This window comes from Flavilitoribacter nigricans DSM 23189 = NBRC 102662 (assembly GCF_002646595.1).
Lineage (GTDB): Bacteria > Bacteroidota > Bacteroidia > Chitinophagales > Saprospiraceae > Flavilitoribacter > Flavilitoribacter nigricans.
This window is the reverse complement of sequence record NZ_PDUD01000001.1, coordinates 509,774-523,655: the sequence shown is the minus strand read 5'-3', so window position 1 is coordinate 523,655 and position 13,882 is coordinate 509,774. Positions and strand designations below refer to the sequence as shown.

The following is a 13,882-nucleotide window of genomic DNA, read 5'->3' as shown; positions in this document are numbered from 1 at the left end:
TGACTGTTGCAATACTTCATGCCCCAACCAAAACATCAATTCTCATATAAAAACAAATCCAATACAATAATTTACGCCTCCGAATACGTTTTGATGATGTTGATAAGTGAAATACCCACATCTAGAGATGGCTTCTAAATAGCAATAGACCGGACCACGGCCCTAAAAAAATAGTATTCCAGAGGTGTCTGGTTTCCGGTACAAAAATAAGGTGAGTTTAGGCTATTGAAACTTCCATATCTTCCCCCCATGTAGTTTCAATGCTGCCATTAAATACCTTCGCCATCCTTTCCACATTTTCCCAGCGAAAATAGCCTTTTGCACGTATTAGCTTTCTTTTATCAGGTGATGAATGGAAGCCTGGTTTTGAACGGGCTAACCTGATCTATGAGTAATATCTGCAATACCCCCAATCACATTAGATACTTCTTCTATCGCACGTTTTACGCTGCATCGACCCTCGCTGTTGATTCCTGACGGCCGGGGAGCGGTATGCCTAAAATAATCACGCTTCAAACAAAAAAACAAAATGGTGAACACAAAGCTGTGTATGGTGCGATTACATCCCTTTTACAAGACCAACTTCCGTCGATGTTACGGAACGTTTTTCCTATTACTATTGCTGATGCTATTCAGTATTTCTCCTGCCGCCCGGGCACAAAGTGCAGACGCACCGCCGTGCGATACGATCACCTGCCCGGCAACGGCTATGGTGTCCTGCGGCGACCCATTTGGCCCGGCGAGCCTGGGCTGGCCGCTTGATCCCGAGCTTTGCCCCAATTTCGAGATTACCTACTCCGACCTCATCGGCGGCGCCAATTTGGATAACAGTACGGTTACCAGGATCTGGACGGTCACCGACACTGCCGGTAATACCACGACCTGCGAACAGCTGATCCTGTTCGTGGATGAAGAACCACCGGTCATTGTGGAGGTCCAGGATTATACGCTGGAAGATTGTACCGCCGAATGGCCGGAACTCAGTACCGGCTGGACGGATAACTGCGCCGGTGGTGGCGTGGTATTTGGCCAAGCCGGAGAAGTGATCACGGAGGGCTGCACCGAAATGCGCACTTACGTCTTTACGGTGAGTGATCAATGCGGTAATGAAACGACAAGTACAACAACCCTTACCCGGCAACTCGACGAAGTGGTCCTTACCTGCCCCGATGACGTTATCCTCGAGGGCTGTGCATCACAGTCGGCTATTGATACCGCCTTTGCGACTTTTCTCGAAGCATTCAGCGTCCTGGGCGGGTGTAATGCAAGCGGTAGTTTTGATGAAGCCTACGTTGCTCCGGATTCCTGCGGCGGTTCCGTGACGGTGAATTATACGGCCGCTACCGGTTGTGGCGAACCACAAAACTGTAGCGTCACCTTTACGGTAGAACCCTGCAGTACCGGTGAATGTATGTCCTGCCCCGTTTCCTGTGGTATTTCGGGCGACAAAGTAGTTTGTCCGGAGGATATGGTTGCCTATTCCATTAATATCGAAGATGGCTGTGCCAATCCTCAGGTGACCTGGTCCCTGAACGAGGCCTATGGCAATGCCAGGATCATGGGCGGTGACGCTACAGGGGTCGTACTGATGATCGACGAAGTTTGTGAAGGACAGGTCGAATTGATCGCTACCATCCAATGCGACGGTTGCGAAGAGGTAGTCTGTAGCTATCCCATCGACATTGTGATGACCGAAATGATGCTGGAGTGCCCGGCTGATGTCACCGTGGAGAGTTGTACCACTAAAGAGGAGATCGACACCGCTTTTGAGACTTTCCTCGATTCCTTCCGGTTTACCGGTGGCTGTAACGCCAAGGGGCGATTTAACGGGAACTACAGTGCGCCCGATCCGTGCGGCGGAACGGTCGAAGTTCATTATACCGTGACCCAGCCGTGTGGGATTACAGATACCTGCTCGGCCAGTTTTACCGTTGGGATTTGTGAAACCGGGGCCTGCGATCCCTGCAAGGATAGTTGCCTGATCACGGGCCGGGATACCAGTTGCCCCGGTGAAACCCTGGTGTACTCCATGGATCTGGACGGGACCTGTGATGCTCCGAATATCCTCTGGGAAATAGAAGGTAATGGTACTATCGTATCAACTGCAACCAGCCAGGTAACGGTTCAGGCCGGCGAAGGTTGCCAGGGTACCTTCGTGTTGCAGGGCACCTACCAATGCGACGGTTGCCCGGATGTAGTCTGTACGAAAACGGTGGAGATCGTCCCTCAGGACCTGGTGCCGGAATGCCCCGGCGATCAGACGCTCGATCCGTGTCTCACTCCCGAAGAGATCGATGCCGCATTCACCCAGTTCCTGGATGGATTTGGGTTTAGTGGTGGCTGCAGTGATGCCGGCGGTGAATTCGAACTGAATTATTCTGCCCCCCAGGGTTGTGGAGAATCCGTCACTGTGAACTATGTCATTAGTGATACTTGCGGACAGCGCGACACCTGTACGGCCATTTTTGCGGTCGGAGATTGCCTGCCGGAAGGCTGTAAGGATTGTCCGGAGAGCTGTCTGATTTCCGGTAATCAGGTGGTCTGTCCTGGAGACAGCGTTTCCTATATAGTGGAACTGCCCGAAGACTGTATCAACCCGCAGGTGACCTGGTCCATTGATGAGACCTATGATGATGCTACCATTGTAGCCGAAGACGGTAACAGTGTCCTTTTGAAAATGGATAGTATTTGCACGGGACGGGTAGGATTGATCGCGACCGTTCAATGCGAAGGCTGTGAAGACTTGGTGTGCCGGTATCCAATCGATATTGGCCTCACCGAAACGACCCTCATCTGTCCGGACGCTGTCGTGCTGGAAGGTTGCCTGACCCAGGAAAAGGTCGATTCGGCCTTCACTGCCTTCCTGGACGGTTTTAGTTTTAGTGGAGGTTGTGATGCCGAAGCCGCTTTTGATGATATCTACAGCGCGCCGGACCTTTGCGGCGGCACGGTGGAAGTACACTATACGATTACGGAATCCTGCGGAGCTACAAAAAGCTGCTCGGCCACTTTCACCACCGATATTTGCGAAGACGGATCCTGTACGTCCTGTGCCGATAGTTGTCTGATCGAGGGCAAGATCGCTGCCTGTCCGGGTGAGCTATTGGTATACCAACTGCAGGTGGACGGGGCCTGCGAAATGCAGGATATTCAATGGACGATCGAAGGGGATGCGGAGATCGTGGAAACCGGCATCGGCCAGGTGACGGTCCAGGCCAGTGATACCTGTGAAGGCTGTTTTACTTTGGGCGCGAGCCGGACCTGCGACGGTTGCCCGGAGGTGGCTTGTGCAATTAGCGCTGATATCGTTCGCCACAAATTGGTGCCGGAATGCCCGGTTGACCTGGTGGTTGCCGCTTCTCTGTCGGCCGAAGGCATCGAAACCGCTTTTGCTGCATTTCTGGATAGCTTTGGCTTTAGCGGCGGTTGCGGCGACGCATCCGGGGACTTTGAAATGGAATACATTGCCCCATCGGGTTGCGGTGAATCCATAATGGTGACCTATATCATTACGGATACCTGCGGCCAAAGTGAATCGTGTACCGCTACTTTCACCGTCGCCGATTGTGAAACCTTCTGTACTCCGCAGCTCGAAACGCTGCCGGATATCGAACTGGAAGACTGTGGAGCGGAATGGCCGCAACTCGAAGCGCTTTGGTGGGATGATTGCGGCGCGGAAGGCAAAGTGCTCGGCGTACCCGGTGAGGTTATGATCGCGGATGATTGTTCGGAATACCGCCTCTATACTTTTACGCTCTTCGGTGTTTGTGACCTGGGAGCCCAAACCACTACCAAAGTGACGCGCCGCCAGGAAATGACGCCGCCCGTCATACCGGTCGCTGAGCTGGAGGTCGATGATCTGACCTGTATGGACCAGATACCAACACCGGAAGACCTGCGGGTACGACTTGATACCCTGATTACGGATAGTTGCGGTGGCGTGCCCGACATCGAGATCGAGGCCGATGGCCCTGCGGAATGTATCGACGGCAGTTTTAGTTTGACTTACTGGATCACAGCCTGCGACGAATGTGGAAATTGTGAAGAGGCGGCGGTCACCTACAGCGGTACCTGTAACGGTACCCAGGAGGCAACCCTGACCTTCTGCTCACTCACGCAAGGCGGTTGGGGTAATGCCGGCGGTAAGTATCCGTGGGAAGCGGGCGGCAAAGCTACTACCACGGAGATCATTACCGCGCTGATGGACAGCTACGGAGACATTATCATCGGGGATACCCTGGCCAATGTCATGAGGATCACCGATCCGGAATGTGTGCTGGCGTTATTGCCTGGTGGAGGTCCGCCCGCTATGCTGCCCGCCGGTAATGTGACGGCTTCCACTGCTAATAACTGCCGGCCTTTCTCAGGAGCAGCTACCGCTGATAACGGTCGTTTGACCAACATACTGGCAGCTCAAACTATCGCCCTGCAGCTGAATATCTGGTATGGCAGAAAAGTCCATGGCAACGACCTGGGCAGCCAGCCTCTGTCTATCCTGGGGCTGGATGGAAAAGACGTTTTGCCGGATTCCGTAGTGAGTATAGGAGATTTGCTGGAAATCGCGAACCTCTACCTCGGCGGTACGCTGCCGGTCAACAAGGAACTGGCCAGTATGATCACGGATCTGAGCGCCTCCATCAATGAATATTTTGAGGGCTGCAGCGAAATTAGCGTGGTGATTAACGAATGTGATCCCAACGGGGTCCAGGAAGAGGGAGAAGAGCAGGAGGATGTTGCTGAAGAAGAGGAAGAGGAAGAAGAAGGCGAGGAAGAAGAAAGTGAAGAAGAGGAAGGCGAGGAAGAGGAAGAAGAAGAAGGTGAAGAAGAGGAAGGTGAGGAAGAAGAAGGCGAAGAAGAGGAAGGCGAAGAAGAGGAAGGCGAGGAAGAGGAAGGTGAGGAAGAGGAAGGTGAAGAAGAGGAAGGCGAGGAAGAGGAAGGTGAAGAAGAAGAAGGTGAGGAAGAGGAAGGTGAGGAAGAGGAAGGTGAGGAAGAGGAAGGCGAGGAAGAGGAAGGTGAGGAAGAAGAAGGTGAAGAAGAGGAAGGTGAAGAAGAGGAAGGCGAGGAAGAAGAAGGCGAAGAAGAGGAAAGCGAGGAAGAGGAGGAGCTGAAGGCCGAAGGAATCAAGGTCTGGCCCAATCCGGCTTCCAAACATCTCACGCTTGATTATCCGGCCGACCGGGAGGGCATCACCACCGTCCGCATGGTCGATCCCGGCGGGAAGGTCGTTTACGCTACCGATTTCTCCGCCAGGGAAGGCAGCAACCGCGTGACCTTGCCGATCGATGGGTTCACCAGCGGGATCTATGCCATCATAACCGTTCAGGGTAAGCGGCAGGAAATTGAAAGGGTGGTCATCGCCAAAAGATAAGTAGTAATTAGCAGGTTATCCAGCCGGGCTGCCTTTGGTGGTCCGGCTTTTTTTCGTGCCGCCCGATCGAAGGTTGCTCAGCTTCGTTGTAGGTAGATGTCTGAGCTGGATTAGTTTTGCGTGTTCAGGGAATTGAATGGTTCTTTTTTGTGTATTTTTGACACAAAGAGATCATTTACTTTCGCTTATTTCGACGAAAAACATCTTCATGAAGCCTTCAACACTTCTCCTTGCCGTCTTGATATTTACTGTTGGTGCGCAACCGGCTTTTGCCCAGCACGAGCCGCCCAAGCCCGGATTGGAATTCATCTTCGAAGCTACCGTTACCCTCGATCCACCGCGCGAAGTGGGTATTACAAAATATGGTAAACGGCGAATCATCGGCATCAACGGCGGCACATTTAACGGCCCCAACATTAAAGGCGTAGTGTTGCCCGGCGGAGCCGACTGGCAAACTGTCCGGCAGGACGGTACGGCCGATCTGGTAGCCAACTACAGCCTACAAACCGATGATGGCGTGATCATTTACATTCAGAATGAGGGCATCCGAACCGCATCGCCCGAGGTGTTAGCCCGGCTCGCCAAAGGGGAAGATGTTCCACCCTCCGAATATTACATGCGTACTTCCGCCAAATTTGAAGTGGAAACCGGCAGTCCGTACGACTGGCTCAATAAGGCGGTCGTTATTTCTACGGGCATTCGCCGGGCGAACAGCGTCATTCTGCATTTTTATAAGGTGCTGTAGGAATATTGAATTTTAGGATGATACAAATATCCTTACTCCCTAACCACCCGCCAAACCCCACTCACCCCATCCCGGTCAATCATCCGCACCCAATAAACACCCGCCGGAAGGCCTTTGAGATCCAGTGTCCCCCGGGATCCGGATAGCTGTTGCTGAAGAAGCACCCGTCCCATCGCATCCGAAAGGAAAAGCTCGGCATCCTGAGTAGGATCGTCTAACGAAATATGGAGAAAATCACTCGTCGGATTTGGAAAGAGCTTGACCTTCCCAAAGTGCTGGTTTGTGTTAGCTACCCCAACCACCTGACTCGCCAATTCGCTGATCTCACTGAGGGACAGGGCGTAGTTGTAGATCCGAAAATCATCGATAGTGCCGTTGAATAAGGGGTGTTGTGGATTTTGGCTGCGACCGATGTAATTCAGTACCGGTCGGAGGTCCAGCGGACTGATCGGGGCGATAGCGGATGGATTAAGTTCCTGGCCATCGATATAGAGTTGGGCGCCGGCTGAACTCAGGGTAACTGCTACGTGCGTCCATTGCCCGCTCGCCAGGGCAGGGGCCGACAAGGTTTGCTCCGTGACGCCATCCGTGATCCCGAATTGCAGTTGCCCGTTCTGGTTACTGGGGGTTAGAAATAAACTTTGGGAGGTGCTGTTGCCGAAGTCAAAGATCCGTTGTTGGGCGGCTCCTCCGTCCCAGTTGACCCAGGTGGCGATGGTGATCTCCTGGTGACTGGCGATATCCGCCGGTAATTGCAGGAAGTCGTCGGTGCCGTTTAGGCTGAGGGCGCAGTTGCCTACCCGTCCCCAGGTAAAGGAAGGGGTGCCGTAAGCAGCGCTGTGATTGAGGTTCTGAGTGCTGTCAATTAGCGTTTCTTCAAACTGGTAATGGGCGACCAGCGTTTGGGCTCCGGTAACGGTAGCCGTCACCTGCGTGGAATATTCCGAACGGTTGAGAGAGTGGTCCGCTGCTTTGATGGCGTAGTAGTAAGGTATGCCTGTAAGGGTCGTATTGTCCACAAAGGCAGTGGTGGTCACGTTTCTGGCAATGGTATTATAAGGCCCCTCCGGGGCGGTGGCACGGTAAACATAGTAGCCGGCTACATCAGCCTCCGGACTGGCCGTCCAATCCAGGCGGACCGAAACGGCTTTAGAGGTTGCTACCAGGTCAAGAGGTGCAGCGGGCGCATCGAATTCGATGGGCGTTCCGGCCGGAAGCAGGCGCCACTGTTGATCGGTATTGCCGGTTTTCTCCCACTGAACGATGTTGGTGCCATCGGCGGCCAGACTCACGCAGTAGGAACTTTCCCGGCTACGAATATAGAACCAGCCGTCCTCGGCGTAATCCAGGTACCACTGCTGGTTGCCGCCGTTTCCGGTCGTCCACTGGTTGAGGTTAGCGCCGTTGTCCAGGGAAAAGTTGTAGAGGTCCAGGGACATGTTGGCGTTGGCGGCGGGTTTGATGTGGTGGTAGCTGAAATCGCCGCCGATCCGCGCGCTTACCGGGGTGACGTCCCAGAGTTGTGTGTCGGTGCCGGTATGATTTCCCTGCTGTACATTGGTGCCGTTGGCATTGACATCTCCGTTAAGTTCCATGACTTTTCCACTGCTGCGATTGACCAGCACGTAGCGGCCATTGATGACCGGCTGGATGTCGTCTCCCCAGGTGATATTCACTACCCTCTCCGCATTGGTCTGCCCCTGCGCGTATCCGGTACCACCCGGCATTTCCAGGAAAAATTCCCGTTGGGGGCCGTGACCGTCGTAGTAAACGGCCCGATCCCGGGAGATGTAGTTGTAGCTGGTGGTAACGGCCTGCCTTTCCGAAGTGCCGCCAAAGGCCTGGATCTTTCCTTCCGGCGTGCGGTACACGGCCGCTGCTGTCCAGTTGGGCCGGTGCTCCGCGTAGGCGATGCGTTGCCCGTCGAAGGCCTTGACCATTGCTCCGCGCGCGAGCTCGGCGGGGCCCCACCAAATGCCGGTTTGCATACCGTATTCGTACCCGACTAGTGCTTCTACCACATTGTGTAATTCGTCATCGGTAGCGTGGTGGCCATTAGCCCGGACGACTTCAAAGAAGGTGGCAAAATTAGAGAAACTACCGGCCAGTTGGTGTGTATTGCCTTCATTGCAGCCGGCGGGTACCAGGTAGCCGTACCAGCCCAGTGCTTCATCGCAGTTGAGGGTGTTGCCGCCCGAAAGCCGGATACTGTCGAACAGCGGATTGCTGTTGAGTAAAGCGGTGATATCGAACATATCCTGATTAGACCCCTGTCCCCAGCCGAAGTCCGGCTCGTTAAAGGGAGCTACCGAGATCACTTTATGACCGGCATCCTGGTACCGTTTGGTCGTTCTTTCGATCAGCTGTTCCCAGCGCTCGGGATGGCCGAAAAACCAGTCATCCACCCTCGGGTGATCGCAGTTGAGCGCCAGGGCGGTATTTGGCCCGGCGTACGTATCGATGAGGTATAAGCGCCAGTTGAGATCGTCCAGTTGTTTTTGCGAAAGAAAACCACCGATCAGAGGGTGGGTCGGCTGAAAAGAGGCCCGCACGACATCCAGTTGATCATGGCCCATAAAACGGATCACCCGCCGGAAGTTCTGCTCATTGGCCCAGGCCAGGTCCGCACCGAATTTGACGGTTTTGGAAATACCGGGATCGCTGATATCAAACAGCACACTGCGGTCAGGAATAGGTTGCACCTGCAGATTATCACTGCTGCCGGCAATTTGCGCGTTGATCGGTGACAGGATCATTCCGGAGAAAGCAAGGAATAATAATGTCATTATTTTCTTAAGCATAGTATTAAAGTTGGGCATTTCATTTTTCCCACCCAAGTAGCCTGAACTTCAGTGCTGCCTTAATTGAAACAAACTCCGTAGGAAAAATGAAATGCCGGTGTGGATCTCACTAAATTCCGGTCATTCCGGAAGGACTATCGCACCTTCTTAAAGGCCAGGTTATTCCAGGTCAGGTCGTAAGGCTGTGCGCCGCCACTCTTGATGACGATGTAGAAGGTGGTCGCAGCGTCAAACGTATATATGCCGTCCACGGGGAATTCTCCACCCCGATTGGTATCTCCCAAACTGTAGGTGCCGGGTGCCGTAGGACTGCCATTCCAGGTGCTGTATACCACCTGATAGGGGATGCCCGGCGCGTAATCCTGCCCGGCCTGCGGCTGCTGCTCACTGAAGATCAGTTCGGACCAGACATCGTTGATCACTGAATGCACGGTAACGGATCCGGTGAGCTGGTAGGTGCCGGGTTCCACACTTATTTCCTGATAGATGTGGGAACCGGGCCAGTCCGAAGCTCCTCCGGAGAAATTGATGGTATATTCCGTCATGGTCACCGAGATACCCGGGGTCACGACTTCTTCCGTCCAGTTACTCATGTTGATGAGGCCCAGATCAAATTCTCCGTAAAATTCCAGCTCGGCGATATTGCAGTAGCCGTCCGGGGCGGTGTAGTAATAAACGTACTGGTAACTTCCGCCACCCGCAATCGGCGCTTCCGCCAATTCGCCGGCCGCCGGCGCTTCGGTGATCGTATAGAGCACGGTATATTCGGTCAGAGAGGGATCATTCGAACCCCGGATCTCACCACCGACAAGCCGTCCTTCGAAACCCGGACGTGGTGCGAATTTCACCAGGTCAATAATAGGCGCATTCTCTGCACCGAAATCGTAGCCGACGAAGCCGGTGGAAGCAAATTCGCCGGGAGCATCTACAAAGGTGTTCAGATCACCGTCGAAGGCGGTGGTGATCAGACCGTTCACGCCGTCCCAGGATCCCGGATGACCGATAATGGAACCCGTTACCTTCGCGCTTACTTTTTCCCGGACCACGACCGTCTTTTCGGCAATAGCCGGAATAGAACCTTCCTCGCCAACTACGGTCAACATTACGGCGTAGTCGCCTCCCGTGGCGTAGGTATGGACGGGATTGGGCTCGTTGGAGGAATTACCATCTCCAAAATCCCAGGTTAAGGTAAATGCGTTGGTCGTTTTACTGGTAAAGGAAACCATCAGCGGATTCTCAGCATCAACCGAGGATGAGATCTCCACCGTTGGGCTGAAGGGCGGCAGATCGACCAAAGCTTCCGGACTGCAGGAAACAAACAAGGTGATCAGCAGGAATACCAATTGTGATATTCCCCATTTGATATTGTTGAAGTTTTTCATCTTTCAATTAATTTTAGTTCATAAGTTTTTGACATCATTGTTGACTATGCTCGAGTTGACATCGTAATCAGGTCAGTTTTCCAGTATGCTTTAACCGGTCAGAATCATTGGTTTTCGGCGATCTGCTCGCGGTGCAGGCGCAGCATTTGCAGCTTGTCGCTGTTTTTGGAAGCTACCACATAGGTGTTGGCTCCCTGGCGCAACAGGGCTGCGTCCCGTACATCCCCTTCAATCAGGACGCCCGATCTTTGTCGGGCCGTTACCGTGAAATGACCCTGTCCATCTCCTTGTAAGAGGAGGCCTTTCCCGGCATCATTGGGCCCGTATTCTACCCGCAACGGGAAATAATTTCCCACCAGAAGTAGGTCCGGTTTGAGGTCGCCGGTCAGATCTTCGGCGATAATTCCCTGGATGGCCGAGAACTGCACTTCGGCGGGCAGAGTATGGCGTTGGAAACCCGTTCCGGTATTTTCCAGATAGATACTTTGGAGTTCGGACACTTTCAATTGTTTAGCTTCGCTTAGTTGTTGCGCGCTAAACACCTGATCCAGGGTGGCGGAAGCATATTGTTGGTGTTTTAGGAACTTTTTCTTCAGCCCGGGAAAGGTGCCCAGCAGATCGTCCAGAGAAGCGACCGGATAGCGTTGCCCCTGCACATAGTTGCTGATCAGCGGAGAGGCTACACCATCTCCCCGGAAATCGCCGATAAAGGCTTCTAAAGGCGTATGATCCGAAACTTTAAAGGGCAGGTTATTTCCCATATTCCCGACGATCAGGTCCAGATCTCCATCCAGGTCCATATCCGCTGCCTGTACCGTTTGCCATAATCCATGGCTGTTGCCCAGGTTATAGGTCTCGGTAACTTCCTCCAATTTTCCGTGACTATTAACGAAGATCCGAATGGGCATCCATTCGCCGACAATTACCAGATCCTGCCAGGAATCGTTATTGATGTCCAGCCAGAGCGCTCCGGTAACGATGCCCGGTGCCCGGAGAGAGGAGTTTACTGCATCGGTCGCCAAACTGAATTTTACGAGCCCGGTTGCAGGATCGCTATCGTTTCTCAGGATGCCACCAACCGCACAATCGGGATAAGCTACCGGCAGGGAACCTCCACCGACGAACAGGTCAGCATCTCCGTCCTGATCAAAATCACCGGCAGTCACTACGCTACCATTGGAGGCGGCTGCGGGTAAACTGCCCGCCGGAGCTAATTCGAAATGGCCCGTACCGTCGTTCAGATACAGCGCATCCGATAATTGGGGTGATCCCATCGGATACTGACTGCCGCCGTTAACCACGTAAAGGTCCTGATCACCATCATTGTCCGCATCAAAGAAAACGGAGCCCGTCGTTTCCGAATCGCTGCCGGCTTGAAAGCAGTCGTAATCGGCATCCAGGTAGCTTCCATCGGACTGCGACAGGTACAACTTGTTCAAAGCGCCCTGAGCGCCACCGATAAAGAGATCATCCCGGCCGTCGCCATTGACGTCGGCGACCGACAACTTGGGTCCGGACATCGAACTTTGTTTCAGCGCCAGCCGGTTGACCCGGAAATCCACAAAGTCATTTTCTTCGTGAGTATAGGGGATCAATTGCTGATCGGAAACGCATTCTAAGTATTTTTCCGTGGGAATGGTTTCCCTGACGGCCATAGTCTGTGATCCGGCCTGGTCAAATTCCAGTAGGGTATTGAGCACTATGTTGTCCGTCTCCGTAAGCTTGCCGTCCGGCCATAGAATTTTAACGGAGGCCCGATCGGCGGTACCCAATCCAAAATAGAGCACCGGATCTACGGCAGATTGATAACCACGGACGGGATAATTCTCCAGGTACTGGGTTGATCCCTCAGTAGTCACCCACACCTTAGCGCCTAAAGCAAAACTATTTTTATCCGATCCCTTCAGTTTGATCCGCACAAAGTTGTGCTGATCACGGGCCAGATTATTGCGATAGACGCCCAGCGGTTCGTTGGTATTGTTGACGATCAGATCGAGATCTCCGTCATTGTCCAGGTCGGCATAAGCCGCGCCGGTGGATACCGTTGGCGCCGAAAGCCCCCAGGCATCGCCTACGTTTTCGAAGGAATAGTCGCCCCGGTTCCTATACATGTAATTCGGTATCTTGGTCGACGGCATTTTTTTAACCAGCTCGTAAATGACGGCGGCGTATTCTTTCTTTCCCTGCTCTCCAAACAGTTCCTGACCGTTGGCCCTTACCTGGGAGATGGCCTCGTTCATCTCGAACTTCATGAAATCCTTGTTGGTGTAATCCCGCAGATAACCGTTGGTGATAAACAGGTCCTTCCGGCCATCCGCATCGAAATCAGCGACCAGGGGTGCCCAACTCCAGTCGGTATTGGATACGCCGGCCAGTTGACCGATCTCACTAAATTTTGGTACACCGCCCGGTTCCAGGCCCAGGTTCAGTTGCAACATGTTGCGCATCTGCTGCTTGTGGTAGGCACTGTCTACGGCCAGATGGTAGCGGTCGTAATTATCCGGACCCTTCAGGAGTTTCTGCCGGTAATTGTCTTCGGGAAGCATATCCAGGGTGACCAGATCGACGTAGCCGTCATTATTCAGGTCGGCGGCATCATTGCCCATGGAGTATTTGGAGATATGGTCGAAGGAATTTTTGGTCGCATCCGTGAAGGTCCCGTTCTTGCGATTGAGGTAGAGAAAGTCCTGCTCATCGTAATCGTTGGATACGTAAATATCCGGCCAGCCGTCCTGATTGAAATCGCTGATCGCGATTCCGAGTCCGAAGTTCAATCCACTGCCGTGGATGCCCGCCGATTCGCTGACGTTTACAAAAGTGCCCCCGTCGTTCCGGTACAAAGAGTTACCAAAAAACGGGTGGCGGGTATTCCGCAGTTTAGTCGAATTGAAAAACGGAGAATAGAAAGTCTTGGAGTGATTCAGCAGGAACAGGTCCAGGTCTCCGTCCAGATCGTAGTCCAGAAAGGCGGCCTGGGTACTGAGGCTACCCGGGGCATCCAGACCGTAAGCTGCTGCTTCGTCCACGAAATCCGGTATCCCGTCGGGTCCATTGCCTTGGTTAATGAACAACTGGTTGGCCCGGTCCGGGTCGGAGCCCAAGCCGGAATAGCAGACATAAATATCCAGCAGACCGTCCCCATTCACATCGGCAACACTGGTGCCGGTGCTCCAGCTTTTCTTTCCGGCTACGCCCGATTCGTTGGTAATATCCTGAAAACTGAAGTCGCCCCGGTTGAGGTAGAGCTTGTTTTCCAGCGTATTGGCAGTCAGATAGAGATCCGCCAGCCCGTCGCCGTTAAAATCTCCCACACCAACACCGGCACCATTGTATAAGTATTCGTACTGCATGACGTTGAGCTCTTCCGTCTCGTCCACCACATTGGTAAACGAAATACCGGTTGTTCCCGTCGGCAGTTGCTCAAAAAGCGGCCGTTCCGTGCGTTGGCAACCCAGCAGGATCACCGTACCCGAAATAATTAGAATTGCAAGGTTCTTATTTGCCCTTTTCATGGTCCCGTTATGATGAAGGAAATTAAAACTGGGGAAGAGCAGCCCAGAACGGGCATGCACTTCCCAAAAAATGA

At 53.3% G+C, this 13,882-nt stretch carries 5 protein-coding genes; 2 read left to right on the top strand and 3 right to left on the bottom strand.

Going from position 1 to position 13,882, the window contains the following annotated elements; all coding sequences use genetic code 11:
* Positions 1 to 529 precede the first annotated feature (529 nt).
* Positions 530 to 5,368 carry a T9SS type A sorting domain-containing protein gene (locus CRP01_RS41800; protein WP_143473229.1) on the top strand — a complete coding sequence of 1,613 codons (4,839 nt, stop codon included), beginning with the start codon at positions 530 to 532 and terminating at the stop codon, positions 5,366 to 5,368.
* Positions 5,369 to 5,576: 208 nt separating this feature from the next.
* Positions 5,577 to 6,113: a DUF3237 domain-containing protein gene (locus CRP01_RS01825; RefSeq protein ID WP_099148266.1), complete on the top strand. Its 537-nt coding sequence runs from the start codon at positions 5,577 to 5,579 to the stop codon at positions 6,111 to 6,113.
* A gap of 32 nt (positions 6,114 to 6,145) precedes the next feature.
* Here the strand turns inward: CRP01_RS01825 and CRP01_RS01820 are convergent, their stop codons facing one another.
* From CRP01_RS01820 to CRP01_RS01810, 3 genes are all read right to left on the bottom strand, one after another.
* Entirely contained in the window at positions 6,146 to 8,914 is a 2,769-nt protein-coding gene (locus CRP01_RS01820) for a LamG-like jellyroll fold domain-containing protein (protein WP_170110178.1), read from the bottom strand.
* Positions 8,915 to 9,048: 134 nt separating this feature from the next.
* Positions 9,049 to 10,296: a PKD domain-containing protein gene (locus CRP01_RS01815; protein WP_099148264.1), complete on the bottom strand. Its 1,248-nt coding sequence runs from the start codon at positions 10,294 to 10,296 to the stop codon at positions 9,049 to 9,051.
* Between the two features lie 104 nt (positions 10,297 to 10,400).
* The gene (locus tag CRP01_RS01810) at positions 10,401 to 13,808 is read right to left on the bottom strand and encodes a VCBS repeat-containing protein (protein ID WP_099148263.1); all 3,408 of its coding nucleotides are present in this window, start codon (positions 13,806 to 13,808) and stop codon (positions 10,401 to 10,403) included.
* Positions 13,809 to 13,882: the final 74 nt, after the last annotated feature.

Excerpts from the sequence above, each read along its gene's own strand:
- CRP01_RS41800 (WP_143473229.1), top strand. The coding sequence starts at position 530 with ATGGTGAACACAAAGCTGTGTATGGTGCGATTACATCCCTTTTACAAG.
- CRP01_RS01825 (WP_099148266.1), top strand. The coding sequence starts at position 5,577 with ATGAAGCCTTCAACACTTCTCCTTGCCGTCTTGATATTTACTGTTGGT.
- CRP01_RS01820 (WP_170110178.1), bottom strand. The coding sequence starts at position 8,914 with ATGCTTAAGAAAATAATGACATTATTATTCCTTGCTTTCTCCGGAATG.
- CRP01_RS01815 (WP_099148264.1), bottom strand. The coding sequence starts at position 10,296 with ATGAAAAACTTCAACAATATCAAATGGGGAATATCACAATTGGTATTC.
- CRP01_RS01810 (WP_099148263.1), bottom strand. The coding sequence starts at position 13,808 with ATGAAAAGGGCAAATAAGAACCTTGCAATTCTAATTATTTCGGGTACG.